The organism is Streptomyces sp. AC555_RSS877 (assembly GCF_019049245.1).
In the GTDB taxonomy this organism is placed as follows: domain Bacteria; phylum Actinomycetota; class Actinomycetes; order Streptomycetales; family Streptomycetaceae; genus Streptomyces.
The window spans coordinates 1-15834 of the sequence record NZ_JAGMUK010000195.1 but is presented as its reverse complement, the minus strand read 5'-3'; the positions used below and the strand labels follow the sequence as shown (position 1 = coordinate 15834).

Here is a 15834-nt window from a genome sequence, read left to right as displayed (position 1 = left end):
GTGCCCGTCGCTCCGGCGGGCGCGTCCCCGGCGATCCAGTGGACGCCCCGCCGGCGATCTAGCGGGTGGACCCGGTGTGCTCCCGCACAGTCGCCGCCTCGCTCGCCGCCGTCCCGGCCCCCGGCTCGGCGCTCTTCTGCGCGAACCCGCGCCGGCCCGGCAGGACCGCGAGGACGATCAGTGTTCCGGCGGCCATGATGATCCCGCCGATGAGGCTGGTCTGGGCGACTCCGTGGGCGAAGGCCTGGTGGACGGCGTCCACGGCGGCCTGGGCCTGCTGGGGCCCGGCCGAGGGATCCTGCGCGACCCGCTCCGCGACGGCCAGGCCACCACCGACCGAGTCCTTGGCGATCTCCATCGCGTCCGCCGGGAGCCGGTTGCCCACCAGGTCGGTCAGCTCGTCGCGGTAGGCCGTGCCCAGCAGTGAGCCCAGCACCGCGATGCCCAGCGCCCCGCCCAGCTCCAGCGCGGTGTCGTTGACACCGCCGCCGACGCCCAGCTCGGACTCGGGGAAGGAGCCCATGATCGTGTCGGTCGCCGGGGAGATGGCCAGTCCGAGCGCGAGGCCCAGCATCATCAGCGGCACCAGGAAGTCCCCGTACGTCGACCCCTTGTCGATCTGGGTGAGCAGGAACATGCCCGCCGTGCCGATGGCCAGGCCGGTCACGGCCATCACCCTCACCCCCAGCTTCGGGGCGAGCATCCCGGTCAGAGCGGACCCGAGGAACACCGCACCGCCCAGCGGCAGCAGCCGTACACCCGTGTCCAGGGCGCCGTAGCCGAGGACGAACTGCAGGAACTGCGTCGAGTAGTAGATCACGGCGAACATGCCGAAGAAGAAGAACATCACCGCGAGCATCGAGCCGCTGAAGGGCCGCAGCGCGAACTTGCGGACGTCCAGCATCGGGTGCGGGTGCCGCAGCTCCCAGGCGACGAAGGCGACCAGACCGACACCGGCGACCACGGCGGCGGCGACGGGGCCGGCGCCCCAGCCGGAGTGCGGGCCCTCGATGGCGGCGTAGATCAGGGAGCCGACGGTGACGATCGACAGCAGACCACCGACGTAGTCGATCCGGCCCATGCCCTCCGCCTTGGACGGCGGTACCAGGGCGAGCGCGCCGAACACGGCGAGGACGGCGATCGGCACGTTGATCAGGAAGGTCGAGCCCCAGGCGTGGTCCTCCAGCAGCCAGCCGGAGACCAGCGGGCCGACGGCTACCGCCACCCCGGAGGTCGCGGCCCAGGCGGTGATGGCCTTGGCCCGCTCGCTGCGGGGGAAGGTCGCGACCACCAGGGACAGCGTGGCCGGCATCACGACCGCGGCACCCACACCCATGATCGCGCGGGCCACGATGACCAGCGAGGTCTCGTCGACCATGCTCCCCATCACCGAACCGCCGGCGAAGATCAGCAGACCCAGCACCAGTGCGCCGCGCCGGCTGTACTTGTCGCCGATCGCGCCCAGCACCAGCATCAGCGCCGCGTACGGAACGGTGTAGCTGTCGACGACCCACTGCAGATCACTGCTGCTCAGGCCCAGGTCGGTGGTCATGTCGGGGGCGGCGACGATCAGCGATGTGTTCGCCATCACCGTGATCAGCAGGCTCAGGCACAGCACGAGCAGCGCCCACCAGCGCCGCGCGTACGGCCCGGTCATCTTCTCCACGGGGGTGTTCGCAAGGAAGGGCATCAGTAGCTCCTGAGAGGGACGGGCGGATGAGCGGAATCACTTAGTTGGCCATCGTGTGGCGTCATGTTTTGCTCCGGAGCGCTCAGTGGCTCGGGGCAACCGCCAGTTCGCGCAGGCGAGTATTGTTCTGCAGCGCCCACCGCATGGTCCGCGGTGGGCGCCCGAGCAGGGTTTCCAGTTGGTCGGAGAGGACGTCGTACCGCCCGCCGGCGACCAGCCTGGTCTGGATCCTCAGGTGCGCCGCCACGTGCCGGGCCGTAGCCGGATCGCCCAGGGTCTCCTGCAGCACGGTCTCGTCAAGGAAGGCCTCGTGCCAGGCCTCCAATTCCTCAGGGATGTACGTGACCTGGCGTCCCAGCACGGCTGCGTAGTCCTCAGCGAACCCGTACATGTCCTTCAGCTCCGGGCCGGTGAGCGCGTAGGACTTCGAGATGTGCGGTGCGGGGTCGACCAGCATCTTCACGCACACCTCTGCCACGTCGTGAACGGCGATGGGCGCGAGCCGCTGGTTGCCGAAGGGCAGGCGCAGTTCACCGTTGCTCAGCGGGCCCGCTAGCATCCAGGTCAGATGGGGGTTCTCGGCGAACAGGGTCGCACGCACGTTGACGGTCCGGAGGCCGGACCAGTCCAGCACCCGCTCGCAGACCCAGTGCGCCCGCTGCTGCGGTGACCAGTCCGTGACCAGTCCGCCGAGCCAAGAAAGCCGCTCCTCATCCGGTGTGGTCATCTTCTCGAGCGTCATGTACGACTGCTCGTAGTTGGACAGGTGCACGAAGGCCTCGATGTCGCCCTGGGCTCGCGCCGCCGCGGCCATCAAGGTGAGGGCATCGGTGTAGTACGGCTGCGGGGTCATGCTGAAGTAGATGCGCTTGACACCCTTCAGCGCGGCGGCCACGTCCGCGAGTTTGAGCAGGTCGCCGACGAAGACCTCGGCCCCGGCCTCGCGCAGCGACTGCGCGCGTTCGTCTTCCCGTCGCACGAACGCGCGCACCGGGTGGCCCTGTTCGAGCAGCATGTCGACCATCACCCTGCTCACGCCACCGACTTGGCCGCCGGCGCCGGTGATCAGAATGGGATTGCGTTCCGTCATTGTTGCGTCCTCCAACTGGTTGGGGTGGGTCGGCCGTTCAGGAAGCCGAGGATGTGAAGTCGTCGAGGAGGTCGAGAAGGGTGGCGTTGACCTCGGCGCGACGCTCCTGCTGCCCGCTTGCCGGGCATGGCTGAAACCCGTCTGGAAACTGATCAGTTTGCAGACGGGAAAACTGATTGGTTTCCTCACCGGTGAAGGTGAGGCGAGTGGGTGACGGGCTGAGATCTCAGGGCTTGGAGATCAGCGTGTGGCCGCTTGTGGGCTTGCCTCGGCGCTCCTCTGGAGGGCCGCGTCGGTGTCGGCGGTGGCCAGCGTGCTGTTGATGTCGGCGCCGGCCAGTACGCCGGCCGCTGCGGAGGCCCCGACCTGGGCGACCAGATCGGTGACGTTGCCGGCCACCCACACACCCGGCACCTCGGTGGTGCCGGCCATACCGGAGGCGAAACCGCGGCCCTTCGGCAGGTCCCGCACCGGCAGGCCCAGACCTTCCAGGCCCTGGGTGCGGGCCTGCAACTGCGCGGCGACCGCGACGACGCGGCGGGCCACGACCTGCCCGTCGGCCAGGCGCACCCCGGCGAGGGCACCGTCCTCGTCGTTGACGACCTCGGTGACCGGGGTGTCGATGACGCGGATGCCGCGGGCGGCGAAGCGGGCGCGGCTGTCCTCATCCAGGTCGGTGCCGTGGGTGAAGTAGGTCAGGTCCTCGGTCAGCTGACGGAACAGATACGCGTGCTCGATGGAGACCGGTCCGGTGGCGAGGACGCCGATGGGCTCATCGCGCACCTCCCAGCCGTGGCAGTACGGGCAATGCACCACACTGTCCCCCCAGTGCTCGGCGAGCCCGGGCACCTGGGGCAGCACATCCGTCAGGCCGGTGGCCACCAGGATGCGGCGAGCGGTGATGCTGCGGCCGTCGGCCAGGGTGACGGTGAACCGCAGGTCCCCGTCCGCCGACGGGGCGGCGGACTCGGCCGAGACCACCTCGCCGAACACGACGCGTCCGCCGTACTGGCGCACCTGCTCCCGGCCCAATCGAAGGATCTCGGACGGCGGGGTGCCGTCCAGGGCGAGAAGGCCATGCACGGCATCCGCGGGCGCGTTGCGCGGGGAGCCGCCGTCGATCACGACGACCGAGCGGCGGGAGCGGGCGAGGATCAGTGCACCGTTCAGCCCCGCGGCACCCCCGCCGATCACCACCGCGTCGACGGTCCCCTCGGCCAGTGCGTCGCTCGCGTACGGAGGAGTCGCCACAGCCATGGCCTCCTGCCTTTCCTTGTCCGTCATGGTTCGGTCAACCCTTCGAATTCCGGGTGGTTGCAGGGGTTAGCTGGTCAGAAAGCTGGAAGGCGTCGCAACGCCGGGCGGCGCGGAGGAGTTCAAAGGCATGGGTTTGCCCTCAATCGCGCCAGGCGTGCACGCAGCCTGCCCGGTGAGCTCCGGACCGTTGTGTACTGAACAGTCAGAAACCTAGGCGATTCTGTACTGAGTTGTCAAGTGCGGCAGGTCGGCCCTCGCTCACCACAACGGTGCCCGGAATGCCGAGTTTGGGCTTCTTGGTGATCACGGGCTTGGCCAGCAGCAATGCACCGATCAGGGCGGGGGCCGCGAAGGCGACGTACCCATCGCCACGACGCCCATTCGGTGCGCATGCCGCCGAGCAGCAGCGCGAACCGCTCGGTAGTTTCGCCGCCATGGCCCTGGAACTCGGCGCCTCCGACCCCGAGGTGCAACGCTTGGCCAACGCCTGCTTCTCCGTGGTCGCGAGGGCGGTGGCCGAGTGCGTGCGAGCGGCGCAGCGCAACGGCGACATCGACCCCGACGCGGACCCCGACGACCTTGCATACCTTCTGCTGACCATCATCCGCGGGATCCATGTCGTAGGCGCGTACGGCCACAGCCCGTCCGCCTGACCTCGATCACGGAGAGCGCGTTCGCCCTGCTGCCTCGCCCGTGCCAGCGCCGAGAAGGCGCCGTGCCTTCCAGCGACTTGACCCAGCAGGAGACGCTCGCATGGAACGACGTACATTCCTCGGCGCGACCACCGTGTCGCTGGCCGCCACCCAACTCGCCGGGCCAGCCAGCCGCCTCCGGGCCCTGGACGCCTACGTGTGGAAGGTCATGTACAAGTGGGCAACCCACACACACCCGAACAAGCCGAAGCACTGGGTCACCGCCCGCTACTTCGGCGTGTTCAACAAGGCCAGGCGAGAGCCATGGGTCTTCGGCGACAGCGGCCGCTACCTCGCCGAGTTCTCCTGGACCAAGATCGTCCGGCACCAGATGGTCAGGGGCACGTCGTCCGTCGACGACCCAGCTCTTGCCGACTACTGGAGAGAACGACGTCGCAAACACAAGCCAGCACCTGCATACGCCCGCGAGCCATCAGGGCTTGCTTGAGCCGTGTGCTCGGACAACGGGCCCGCACGGTTCTGAGGGGGACCGCCGCAGCAATGTGGCGGTCCTACCCGAGGCTGCGCCGGCGGCGCTGCCCCTCATCGGAGGGGGCGGTCCGGCAAGACCGCCCCTGATGGGCCACCAAAGGGTCAGGCCGTGATCAGCTCCGGTGGTACCGGCAGTGTCATGAGGCGGAGCAGTTCAGCGACTTTGGCGTCGAGTTGTGCTCCGACCTCGGCGATGCGGGGATCGCCGAAGCTGGCGAATTTGCTCGACGGCTGGTCGATGCTTATCTGTACGTGGCCGGAGGCGGTCTCGTAGATCGCGGTGCGCAGCGGGGCGTACAGGATGGTGCCGGGGTCGTGTCGGAACATGGTTTCCGCGATGACGTTGTTTCCCATCATGTAAGTGACGGCGCGCAGCCGGTGTCCCGACAGTCGCATCACCGGCATCGGATCCAGCGTCCAGTAGATGGCAAACGAATTAGGTGTGTGCGCGGTGATGTAGGCCTGCAACGCCGCGAGGTCGCCTGTGCCGACCACCTCGGTGAGTTCGGCGAACTCGATGGCGGGTACCAGCGATTCGTAGCGCCGGCGGACGTCGCCGAAGGATTCCTCGGTGTCGATGACAAGGCGGTTGACGAGGTGAGGGACGGCCTGAGTCATGGCGCTTCCTCATGTCTGGACGGGGATGGGCGGGGGTGCCAGTCGTTTGGAGTCAGGCCGCGTCGAGCAGGATGCGTACCATCTCGTCGGGGCGCTCCAAGGCGGAGAAGTGGCCGGTGCGGGGCACGGTGATGCGGTGGACGTCCGTCAGCGCGTTGGCCACGCGGTCTCGTTCGGCGGGCCGGGACCAGTCGTTCTCGCTGTAGACGAGAGTGACGGGTGCCGACACGCGCGGGTAGCGCTCGCGGGCCCGGGCGAATCCCTTGAGGCTGCGGAAGATCCCTCGGGACACCTTGTCGTAGCCCTTGCGGCGGCCGCTCCTCAGTAGCTCGGTGATGAAGTCCTCGGGCAGCTGGGTCTTGTCGACGTAGCCGCCCTGCAGAATTGCCCGAAAGACGGGCCGCGGCTCTTGGGTGGCGAAGAAGGGGCCCAGCACGGGCATCCGCACACTGGAGATGATGAGGCGGGCGATCAAGTTTCCGCGTTCGCCTCCCTGGGGGTAGTCATAGCTGTTGAACGCCACGACCCGGCTGACCCGGTCCTTCAGGTCGATCGATGCCGACAGGGACAGGGCGCCTCCAAGCGATTCGCCCGACAGGGTGACGTCGTGAAGGTCCAGTCCGCGGACGAATTCGACGACCGCGGCCCGCAGCTGGGGCTCCTCGTACTGTGCGCCGGGGACGATGTCGGACCATCCCATCCCGGGCAGATCCAGCGCGTAGACCGTGTAGTGGTCCCACAACTGCGGGATCACCCGCTGGAAGTAGTCGAGCTGGCCGCGCACGGTGTGCATCAGCACGAGGGCGGGGCCGGTGCCCACCGTGTAGTAGCGCAGCCGCGAGCCATCGGCTCGGGTGAAGAACCGCACCTCGCCGCGGCCGTTGCTCCAGGTCCTCGTGTACGTCGCGTCGGGAGGCTCGTTGCGTTCCATGGTTCTGTCCTTTCAGGTGAGGAGAATGCCGCAATACGGGTATTCTTCCTATTTCGTTGGTCTGTGAAGTTGATCAGGGTTTGGACACTCGGTACGAAGAACCGCGCATTCTTGAACGAGGAGTCAAAATCAGGGTGCAAAGAGGTGCAGTCGCCCGAAGTGTCCTGTCTCAGAGGCCCGCGAGGGCCGTGTCGGTGATCCGGTGGAGCGTCGGCCGGTCGCACGGCTTGGCCATGACCCGCAGCCCGGCGCGGGTGTTCTGCAAGAGCAGCGCCTGCGCTCTGGAGTCGACGTCCTGGCCGACGTCACCGTCCCGCTGCCCCTGCCGGATGCGGGCGGCGAAGAACTCGATCATGCGAGACGGGTCAGCTCGTCGTCGCGGCCGATGAGTGGAGTGCCGAACAGGTTCTGCGGCACAGTTGAATCCTGACATCCACCACTGACAGCCCTGGTCGGCCAGGCTCAGCGCAGCGTGTCCGCCCAGTTCGCCGGCACGCGCCCCGCCGGTCCCGGCGTGGGCTGGTCGGCAGGGTGGGCGTCCGGGGGAGCCAGGGCCGGACCTGACTCGTACAGCTCGGACGTCTCGAAGTTCCAGAACCAGTTCTCGCCCGGTTCGTAACTGCGGATCACCGGATGGCCGGTGTCCCGGAAGTGGCCGGTGGCGTGCTTGGCGGGTGAGTCGTCGCAGCAGCCGATGTGGCCGCACTGGGCGCAGCGCCGCAGATGGAACCACCAGCCGCCGTCGGCGTCGCACTCGACGCATCCGGCACCGCTGGGCGGGACGCTGGGGTCGATTCCGGTGTCCTTGGTCATGAGGGCTCCTGGGCCGGGTCGGGGACGGTATCGGGCTCGGTGTCGGGGTCGGTGGCGGTGAGGGGGAGCAGCACCTGGAAGCGGGTGTCGCCGGGTACGGACTCGACTTTCAGATCACCGTGGTGCTTGTTGACGACGATCCGCCAGGAGATGTCGAGCCCCAGCCCGGTGCCCTCGCCCACCGGCTTGGTGGTGAAGAACGGGTCGAAGATCCGGCCGCGGATCTCGGCCGGCACTCCCGGGCCCGTGTCGCGGAACTCCGCCAGCAGCCGGTCGTGCACCAGAGCGGTGCGTACGGTCAACGTCCCTTCGCCGCCCGCGCTGTTGATGGCGGAGACGGCGTTGTCGATCAGGTTGGTCCACACCTGGTTCAGTTCGGCCGGGTAGGCCGGAATCCTCGGCACCGAACGGTCGTACTCCTTCACGACCTTGACCTGGGGACCGATCTTGCCCGACAGCATCAGCAGCGTGCTGTCGAGGAGTTCGTGGACATCGGCGATCTGGTAGGGGGCGCGGTCCAGCTGCGAGTACTGCTTGGCGGCGTCGACGAGGTGCGAGATGCGGGTGGTGGAGTCCTCGATCTCGGACATCAACAGTTCGGTCTCTACCGTGTAGTTGAGGCACTCGATGGCACTCTGCAGGATTTCCTGCTCGTCGACGGCGGCCGCGATCTGCTCCAGCCAGTCGACGTCGAGACCGCCCTGCACGAAGGTCGGCGCGATCTGCCAGCCGTTCTGGACGCCGTGGTCGTCGAGCCAGTCGGCGAGTTCGTCCTCCCGGTCGGACGCTTCGAGCGGGCTCAGTGCCGGCGCCTTGGAGACCCGCTCGGCCGTCCGTTCCTGAAGGTCGAGCAGGGTCTTCAGGGCGTCGGCGTGGTCGGGGCTCGAGGCGATGACGGCGAGCTTGTTGCGCATGTGCGTGGCCCGGTCCCTGAGCGAGGAGGTGGCCCGTACGGCGGCCGCGGCCGGGTTGTTGAGCTCATGGGTGAGACCCGCGGACAACGAGCCCAGCGCCAGCAGCCGTTCGCGCTGCCCGACGGCCCGCTGAAAGGTCTGCGAACCGAGGAAGAGTCCCTCCAGGAGATGGACCGCCATCGGAAACCACTCGTGCATGAAGTTCGCGAACGATTCGGCGGGCAGGACGAAGAACCGCGTCGGCTCCGGCACCCGCAACGAGTTCATGTACCGCTGCGGTTTCCCGTCCCCGACGTACGCCCGCACGGCCCCCGCGTACACCCCTGGCTGGGACGTGCGGCTCACCTCGATGTCGTCGCCGCCCACCCGGCGCGACATGACGACCGTGCCCTCGATCATCACGTAGAAGCAGGTCGCCGGGTCACCTTCGGTGAACACCGGCCCGGGGTCGAACAGTTCGACCCGTCCCTCGCTGCACAGCCTGTCGAGCTGCTCGGAGTTCAGCTTCTCGAACAGGAAGAGGGAACTGATCTCCGCCGCGTCGCACGGCATCGGCTGCCCGCTCACGACTGCTCCAGATACCGGTGTACGAGCATCACGGCCATGGCTCCTTCTCCGACGGCGGACGCGACCCGCTTCGCGGACTCCGCGCGCGCGTCCCCGGCGACGAACACGCCGGGGATGTTGGTCTCCAGGTGGTACGGCGGTCGGTCCAGCTCCCAGTCCGCCGGTGGCCGCCCGTCGGCGGTCAGATCGGGCCCGGCCAGGATGAACCCGCGCTCGTCCCGCAGCACCGTACCGTCCAGCCAGTCGGTCAGCGGGGCCGCGCCGATGAACACGAACAGCCACTGCGCGTCGACCAGTTCGGTCTGCCCGCTCGTCGTGTCGCGCAACGTCAGCTGTTCCAGGTGGCCGTCGCCGTGCGCGGCCTCGACGACCGTGTGGGCCCGCACCGAGATGTTCGGCGACTCGGCGATCTGCTGGATCAGATAGTGCGACATCGACGCGGCGAGGTCCGCTCCGCGCACCAGCAGGGTCACCGACTTGGCGCCCCTGGACAGGTACATCGCCGCCTGCCCGGCCGAGTTGGCGCCGCCGACGATGTACACGTCGTGGCCCTGGCAGGCGGCGGCCTCGGTGAGCGCGGACCCGTAGAACACTCCGCGGCCCGACAACTCGTCGGCACCCGGCGCCTCCAGCCGCCGGTACGACACACCGGTCGCCAGGATCACGCTGTGCGCCGCGATCTGCGACCCGTCCGAGAAGCGCACGGTCCGGGCCGCGCCGTTGACCTCCAGGCCCGCCACCTCACGGGCGGTGAGGATCTCGGCGCCGAACTTCGTCGCCTGCCGGCGGGCCCGGTCGGTGAGCTGGGCGCCGGAGACGCCGTCGGGGAAGCCCAGGTAGTTCTCGATCCGCGAGCTCTGCCCGGCCTGCCCGCCGGTCGCCGACCGCTCCACGAGCACCGTACGCAGGCCCTCCGAGGCCCCGTACACGGCCGCGCCCAGCCCGGCCGGCCCGCCGCCGATGACGACCAGGTCGTAGAAGTCCGCGGTCGGGGTCGTGGCGAGGCCCACGTGGGCGGTCAGGTCGGGCGCCTCCGGCCTGACCAGGGGAGTGCCGTCGGGGGTGATCACCACCGGCAGCCGCTGCCCGTCCTGCCCCGCGGCGGCCAGCAGCCGCTGCCCCTCCGGCTCCTCCGTGGAGTACCAGCGGTACGGCACCTGGTTGCGGGCCAGGAACTCCCGCACGTCCGAGGAGCGCGCCGACCAGCGGTGCCCGATCACCTTGGTCGCGGGCACCGGCCGGTAGTCACTGCACCGCCACGCCTCCAGGAGGTCGTCGAGCACCGGGTAGAGCTTCTCCTCCGGCGGGTCCCACGGCTTGAGGAGGTAGTGGTCGAGGTCGACGACGTTGATCGCGTCGATCGCCGCGCTGGTGTCCGCGTACGCGGTCAGCAGCACGCGCCGGGCGCCCGGATAGAGGTCCAGGGCCTGTTCGAGGAACTCGATGCCGTTCATCTGCGGCATCCGGTAATCGGCAAGGATCACCGCGACCAGATCCCCACGCAGCTTCAGCTCCCGCAGCGCCTCCAGCGCGGACTCCCCGGACTCCGCGCGCACGATCCGGTACGACTCGCCGTAGCGCCGTCGCAGGTCACGGGCGACGGCCCGGGACACCCCGGGGTCGTCGTCCACGGTCACGATGACGGTCCGCGCAGCGTCTGCGGCCTGTGCCATACGTCTACACCCCGAGTGATCGGATCACGGTCGGCGCCGGCTCGGTGCCGCGCCGCCTTTCAGCCATCGTATTTTCGATCGCCCTGCTTCGCTCCGGTCAGCTTCGCCGCGAGCCGAGCACGCAGAACTCGTTGCCCTCCGGGTCCACCAGTGTGGTCCAGGACGGCTCTCCCTGGCCGATGTCCGCGTGCCGCGCCCCGAGGGCCAGCAGCCGGTCGACCTCGGCCTGCCGGTCGGCCCCGCGCCGCCCACGATGCTGGCTTCGGTGTCTCTGGGCTGGGACATGGGCGTCTCCTCAGGCGCCGGGTGTACTGCGGGGTCAGCCGGCCAGCCGGTTGAGCTTGCGGATTTCTCCGTCGAAGGCGCGCGAGGGCACGATCCGGCGCAGGAGGCTGACGCGTGCGGCCATCGGGCCGGCGGTGTACCGGAGCTTGGGCTTGGAATCGGTGGCGGCCGCGACGATCACCTTCGCGACGACGTCCGGGTGGTCGGCGTTGCGCACGGCCGTGGCCAGCACGTCTCGGGAGACCTTCCGCTGTGCGGCGTAGACCGGCAGGGGTGAGTCGGGTGCCATGCTACTCGCCTCGAAAGCCGTGCTTGTGTAGGCCGGCTCGACCAGCAGCACCCGCACGCCGTGCTCGCGAAGCTCGTGGTCGACGGACTCGGAGTAGCCCTCGACCGCATGCTTGGTGGCGGCGTAGACGGCCATGAAGGGGGCTGGGATCAGACCCAGTACCGAAGAGACGTTGACCACGCGGCCACCGCCCTGGGCGCGCATCTGGGGCATCACTGCGTTCGTCATCCGCATCAGACCGAAGACGTTGATGTCGAAGACCTCCTTGGCCTGGTGGATCGAGCTCTCCTCGCCGGCGCCGACCGCGCCTACGCCTGCGTTGTTGACCAGGACGTCGATCCGGCCGAACCGCTCGATCACCTCCCCGACCAGGGAGCGGACCGATGCGTCGCTGGCCACGTCGAGATCGAGGAACGTCACCCCGCCGAGCGGCTCGGCGTTCGCCGCGTTGCGGCTCGTGCCGACCACCGCGAAACCGGCGCCCACGAGGGCGAGCGCCGCCGCCCGCCCGATCCCGGAGGAGGCGCCCGTCACGAGGGCCACTCGGTGAGCTGTCTGCATGTCGGTTCCTTCGGTTGTGGCCATGACTTCGTCGTGCGCTGCGCGGGGTCGCCTGTGCTCAGGTCGACAGGGTCCGCACCGGTCCTGCAAACCCGGACCAAGCCTGTCCGGTGAGCTCAGGACGGTTGCGTACTGAACAGTCAGAAACCTAGGCAGTTCTGTACCGGGTTGTCAAGAAGGGTGGGTCGGCTTTACCTTCTTGGTATGGCGAGACCACGAAGCTTCGACCCCGACCACGTCCTCCATGCCGCCGAGCGGCAGTTCCGCACCACGGGCTACAACGGCACGAGCGTCGACGACATCAGCGCCGCCACCGGCCTGGGCCGCGGCAGCCTCTACGCCGCGTTCGACGGCAAGCACGGCGTGCTGCTCCAGGCGATGACCGGCTACTTCGCCCGGCTGGGGCAAGGTCCGCGGAACATGCTCGCCGGACCGGACGAGGGCGCCCTGGAACGACTGCACGCGTACTTGCTCCGCGCCGTCCATGGAGTGCCACTCGCCGCCGACGTACCCCCCGCCCCCGACCGGGCGGCGGCGGCCTGCTTCGCCGCCAAGATGGCCCTGGAGATCGGCGCCTCCGACCCCGAGGTGCAACGCCTGGCCAACGACTGCTTCTCCGTGGTCCGGACGGCGGTGGCCGAGTGTGTGCGAGCGGCGCAGCGCAACGGCGACATCGACCCCGACGCGGACCCCGACGACCTTGCATACCTTCTGCTGACCGTCATCCGCGGGTGCGATGTCGTGGGCGCGTACGGCCACAGTCCCGACCGCCTGACCTCGATCGCGGAGAGCGCGTTCGCCTTGCTGCCCCGCCCGCGCCACCGCTGACAAGGGCACGGCCGGCCTCGTTGCACCGGCATCTGATGCGGTCGGCCCACTTCGACGCCGCCGAGGCACGGCCCGTAGGTTTACGCGCCGCCGTGACGTCGCGTGTCGGCGCGTGCTGTGGTGTTCCGGGGATCTGCGGGGTGGGCACTGCTCGGCGCTTCGGACGTGAGGCAGTTCCATGGATGCTGCTGCCAAAATGAGGGCCAGGACCCGCTTGCCGACCGTCTGATCAGGGCCGGTGCCGCGTTCGAGGGCAGCGCGGAGATCACCGAGGCCCGTGCCATGGCCCGCGACTTCCTCACCACGGTGCAGGTCGTGCACGGGCTGCCGGTGTCGGAGCGGGCGACGGGCATGGTGCAGCTGGTCGTCAGCGAGCGGGTCACCAACGCCCGCAAGTACGCGCCCGGCCCGTGCCTGCTGGACCTGGAGCTCGTCGAGGGCGCCGTCCAGATCAGCGTGTGGCACAGCAGCACCACGCTGCCGTCCATCCAGGCGGCCGACCCGGCGGGTCGGGCAGCACGGGCCTGGAGATCGCTATGGCCGTGTCCCAGACGTTCTGTGTCCAGCGGGAACCGGTGGGCAAGTGGATCACCGCGGCCATCGAGCTGGCCCGACGACCCCGGTGGAGACCCGGCCGGACGGCAGCCCTCCTGACCCGAACCCGGCCAGCGTGGCGCCCCCTGGAGGACCGGCTTGAGTCCCGCCGAGCCGACGACAGCAGTCGGCGGCTACCAGACCCGCCGCGCAGCACCCGCATCCTTCGGCTCGGGTGGCGCCTGTCAGGGTGGCCAGGATCAGAGCCTGCCAAAGTTGCCCACTGCGCAGGCGAATACTGCAACTCTCGAATACCGACGCTTCACCAGTGGCATGTCGACACGGTGGACACGGAGATCGTGGCGATCGCGGGCTCCCCGGCCCACCCCGCCTGCCTCCTCGGAGGACACCGCCCGACCGTCACCGCCATCGAGCGGCACCTCGGCATCCCCCACGCCACCTTCCACCGCCACTACGCCAACCTGATCGACACCCATTTCCGGCCCCACATCCCTGCGACCGCCCCACCGATGGTCCAAGCAGAGTCCTCCGGGGCCGACGAGCGGCGGGAGGCGAATCTGGCCCGGCTGCGAAAGGAGAACACCGAGTTGCGCCGCACCCTCACCCTCTACGAGGAAGCCATCCGTAAACTCGCCCTCGAAAACGAGGCCCTGCGCACCGGCGCCACCGTCATTCCCCTCCAAGCCCGATTCCGGCGCACCTCGCAGCCCCCTCCTGAACCGGGACCCATGGGAGGGCAAGGCTCAGCGTGCACGCCAGGGCGGGTCCGCTCCCGTCGGGTGATCGTCGCCGCCCGGGGCCGCACCGCCATCCCCTCGGACGGTGGTGCACCGGCAAGAGCGACGGCAACGCTGACCGATCGGGGACCTGACGGGATGACGAATGTGTCCATCGCGGCCTGCCTGGACGAGGACTTCGCTCGCCGCCGGAATCACCGCAGCCGCGGCGCCTGCCGCGGCTGGGCTGGAACCTGGGCCTCGTCTCCGGCACCGCGATGATCACCGATGCCGTGCCGCTGGCCACCCGCGCCAAGAACCAGGGCATGGCCGACTTCTCCATCGCCATCGCCACCGGGGGCTTCAGCTCCGGCCTCGTCGTCTCCGCCTCCGGCTACCCCGTCCTCGCCCTCACCGGAGGCATCTTCACTCTCGCCGTCCTCCCCGCGATCGCCACGAGTGGGAGCAGCCGGTGACCTGGCCTGCCCCGTCGGGGAAGCCGGCCGCCCTCACCGTCGACGGCACCGGGCACCGTCGTCCTCGTCTTCGCCAGAACCTCATCCGCCCGATGCTGAACTCGACAGAGACCGCCCACCCGTCCTCGGCGGCCTCCAGCCAATGGAGGCGGTGCGGTGGATCAGCTGCGGTGCCACGCCGGTGCGGTCACTTCCAGTCGCTGTTCGATGGCGCCGTCGCTGTTGACTCCGTTTCTTGGGCGGCCGCTTGCTTGTGCTCGATGAGGGCCGTGGTACCGGCTACCACCGCAGAAAGAGCCACGGCGGCGGACAGCATGGTCGAGGTACGGCTGACGTCGCGCCGCAGGCCCGCAGCCAGGAAAGCGGCGGCATCGACCGAGTCCATGACGATGTTCACCGCAAGAAACTGCTGCTGCTGGGGCCGGGTGAAACTGTCCATCCGTTGCAGTCCAAGCCCGAGAGCAGCGTTGCGGATCGCGAACATCCGCGAATAAGGGATCGCGGGGGTACCGCTGGCCGTGAGCTGGAAAAACCGCGCGGCCAGCCGCGGGGTGAACAAATGGGTGGCCGCGACGATGAAGCGCCCGGTCGTCAGCGCTCTACGGGAAGGAACCAGGTGGAGGGGGAATTTGGACATGGAGAATCCTTTCAATCCGGAACGGGCCGGTCAGCTGTGTTTCATGGGGTTCAGAGCTCGGCGACGACGCGTCGTAGTGTGCCCGGCGCGATGCGCAGCATGGCGGGCATGACTTTCGTCTGACCGGGGAATGCCATGTTCCGCCTCCGCCGAAGAGCCTTCATCGTGACCGCCGCCACCTGTGCGGGAGTCAGTTTCTTCCCCGTGGCTTCGGCGTTCATGGGTGTGTCCGTGGACGGTGGGAGGACCTCGAGGACATGGGTGTGACCCTGCGGGGCGAGTTGACGGCGCAAGCCATCCGCAAAGCCGTGCAGGCCGGCCTTCACCGCGCCGTGGGTAGGCGCGCGAGTGGGCGAGACCAGAGCGAACCCCGAGGTGATGAAGACGATCGCGTCGGGCGATGGCCATCGCTCGAGCACTTCGCCCGTCAAGTGGATGGGGGCGGTGAGGTTCAACGCCACCTCGGCATCGAGCGTCGCATTCGGGTTCTTGCCGGTGGCATAGTCTCGTTCCTCGAACGTACCGGCGTTGTTGACCAGCACGTCCAGACGCCCGAAGCGATCAGCGACTGCTTGCAACAGCGCTGCCCGATCAGCCGCGTTCGTCACATCAGCCCGCACGGCCAGCGCCTGCGGGTGGGCCTGCGCGAAGTGGTCAAGCGCAGCCTGCGAACGTCCGCAAACGACGACAGACGCCCCGAGCTCCACGAAGGATTGCGCGAGGCTCAAGCCGATGCCTGAGGTTCCGCCA

At 68.9% G+C, this 15834-nt stretch carries 18 protein-coding genes and 2 pseudogenes; 7 read left to right on the top strand and 13 right to left on the bottom strand.

What is annotated here, in order from left to right:
• Nucleotides 1-58 precede the first annotated feature (58 nt).
• Both KUM49_RS41820 and KUM49_RS41815 read right to left on the bottom strand, forming a co-directional pair.
• The gene (locus KUM49_RS41820; RefSeq protein WP_217242185.1) at nucleotides 59-1690 is read right to left on the bottom strand and encodes an MFS transporter; all 1632 of its coding nucleotides are present in this window, start codon (nucleotides 1688-1690) and stop codon (nucleotides 59-61) included.
• Between the two features lie 82 nt (nucleotides 1691-1772).
• Nucleotides 1773-2705 (bottom strand): NAD(P)H-binding protein, encoded by a 933-nt coding sequence (locus tag KUM49_RS41815; protein ID WP_254402606.1) that lies wholly within the window; start codon nucleotides 2703-2705, stop codon nucleotides 1773-1775.
• Here KUM49_RS41815 and KUM49_RS41810 point away from each other — a divergent pair.
• Nucleotides 2704-2994, top strand: coding sequence for a hypothetical protein (locus tag KUM49_RS41810; protein ID WP_217242241.1), 291 nt, complete (start codon nucleotides 2704-2706; stop codon nucleotides 2992-2994). The genes KUM49_RS41815 and KUM49_RS41810 overlap by 2 nt on opposite strands.
• A gap of 26 nt (nucleotides 2995-3020) precedes the next feature.
• On the opposite strand, the gene KUM49_RS41805 is transcribed toward KUM49_RS41810, so the two are convergent.
• On the bottom strand, nucleotides 3021-4037 hold the full coding sequence (locus tag KUM49_RS41805; RefSeq protein WP_217242234.1) for an NAD(P)/FAD-dependent oxidoreductase: 1017 nt from the start codon (nucleotides 4035-4037) through the stop codon (nucleotides 3021-3023).
• 434 nt (nucleotides 4038-4471) lie between these two features.
• Here KUM49_RS41805 and KUM49_RS41800 point away from each other — a divergent pair, with 434 nt between their 5' ends.
• Nucleotides 4472-4690, top strand: a complete 219-nt coding sequence (locus KUM49_RS41800; RefSeq protein WP_374200271.1) for a TetR family transcriptional regulator C-terminal domain-containing protein — start codon at nucleotides 4472-4474, stop codon at nucleotides 4688-4690.
• 100 nt (nucleotides 4691-4790) lie between these two features.
• Complete coding sequence (locus tag KUM49_RS41795) at nucleotides 4791-5177, top strand: group II intron maturase-specific domain-containing protein (protein ID WP_217242183.1); 387 nt, start codon at nucleotides 4791-4793, stop codon at nucleotides 5175-5177.
• 146 nt (nucleotides 5178-5323) lie between these two features.
• On the opposite strand, the gene KUM49_RS41790 is transcribed toward KUM49_RS41795, so the two are convergent.
• The 8 genes and pseudogenes from KUM49_RS41790 to KUM49_RS41755 all read right to left on the bottom strand — a co-directional run bounded on the left by KUM49_RS41790 (nucleotide 5324) and on the right by KUM49_RS41755 (nucleotide 11872).
• On the bottom strand, nucleotides 5324-5839 hold the full coding sequence (locus tag KUM49_RS41790; RefSeq protein ID WP_217242182.1) for a DUF302 domain-containing protein: 516 nt from the start codon (nucleotides 5837-5839) through the stop codon (nucleotides 5324-5326).
• Between the two features lie 52 nt (nucleotides 5840-5891).
• On the bottom strand, nucleotides 5892-6770 hold the full coding sequence (locus tag KUM49_RS41785; protein WP_217242181.1) for an alpha/beta fold hydrolase: 879 nt from the start codon (nucleotides 6768-6770) through the stop codon (nucleotides 5892-5894).
• A gap of 169 nt (nucleotides 6771-6939) precedes the next feature.
• Nucleotides 6940-7125, bottom strand: a complete 186-nt coding sequence (locus tag KUM49_RS41780; protein WP_217242180.1) for a hypothetical protein — start codon at nucleotides 7123-7125, stop codon at nucleotides 6940-6942.
• Between the two features lie 107 nt (nucleotides 7126-7232).
• Nucleotides 7233-7583: a UBP-type zinc finger domain-containing protein gene (locus KUM49_RS41775; RefSeq protein ID WP_217242179.1), complete on the bottom strand. Its 351-nt coding sequence runs from the start codon at nucleotides 7581-7583 to the stop codon at nucleotides 7233-7235.
• Nucleotides 7580-9049, bottom strand: coding sequence for an ATP-binding protein (locus KUM49_RS41770; protein ID WP_217242233.1), 1470 nt, complete (start codon nucleotides 9047-9049; stop codon nucleotides 7580-7582). The genes KUM49_RS41775 and KUM49_RS41770 overlap by 4 nt, the downstream gene beginning before the upstream one ends.
• Before the next feature lie 11 nt (nucleotides 9050-9060).
• Nucleotides 9061-10737, bottom strand: coding sequence for an FAD-dependent oxidoreductase (locus KUM49_RS41765; protein ID WP_217242178.1), 1677 nt, complete (start codon nucleotides 10735-10737; stop codon nucleotides 9061-9063).
• 97 nt (nucleotides 10738-10834) lie between these two features.
• Nucleotides 10835-10972: pseudogene (locus KUM49_RS41760) on the bottom strand (VOC family protein); the annotation flags it as partial.
• Nucleotides 10973-11056: 84 nt separating this feature from the next.
• The gene (locus tag KUM49_RS41755) at nucleotides 11057-11872 is read right to left on the bottom strand and encodes an oxidoreductase (protein WP_217242177.1); all 816 of its coding nucleotides are present in this window, start codon (nucleotides 11870-11872) and stop codon (nucleotides 11057-11059) included.
• A gap of 204 nt (nucleotides 11873-12076) precedes the next feature.
• Here KUM49_RS41755 and KUM49_RS41750 point away from each other — a divergent pair, with 204 nt between their 5' ends.
• The 4 genes and pseudogenes from KUM49_RS41750 to KUM49_RS41735 all read left to right on the top strand — a co-directional run.
• Nucleotides 12077-12700: a TetR/AcrR family transcriptional regulator gene (locus tag KUM49_RS41750; RefSeq protein WP_217242176.1), complete on the top strand. Its 624-nt coding sequence runs from the start codon at nucleotides 12077-12079 to the stop codon at nucleotides 12698-12700.
• Nucleotides 12701-12865: 165 nt separating this feature from the next.
• Nucleotides 12866-13354, top strand: a complete 489-nt coding sequence (locus tag KUM49_RS41745) for an ATP-binding protein (protein ID WP_374200270.1) — start codon at nucleotides 12866-12868, stop codon at nucleotides 13352-13354.
• A gap of 224 nt (nucleotides 13355-13578) precedes the next feature.
• Nucleotides 13579-14253, top strand: coding sequence for a hypothetical protein (locus KUM49_RS41740; RefSeq protein WP_217242175.1), 675 nt, complete (start codon nucleotides 13579-13581; stop codon nucleotides 14251-14253).
• A pseudogene (locus KUM49_RS41735) lies at nucleotides 14214-14447 on the top strand (MFS transporter); the annotation flags it as partial. The gene KUM49_RS41740 and the pseudogene KUM49_RS41735, both read left to right, overlap by 40 nt.
• Before the next feature lie 187 nt (nucleotides 14448-14634).
• Here KUM49_RS41735 and KUM49_RS41730 read toward each other — a convergent pair.
• Nucleotides 14635-15084, bottom strand: a complete 450-nt coding sequence (locus KUM49_RS41730; RefSeq protein ID WP_217242174.1) for a hypothetical protein — start codon at nucleotides 15082-15084, stop codon at nucleotides 14635-14637.
• Between the two features lie 50 nt (nucleotides 15085-15134).
• The coding region (locus KUM49_RS41725; RefSeq protein WP_217242173.1) for an SDR family NAD(P)-dependent oxidoreductase at nucleotides 15135-15834 on the bottom strand (700 nt) is incomplete at its 5' end.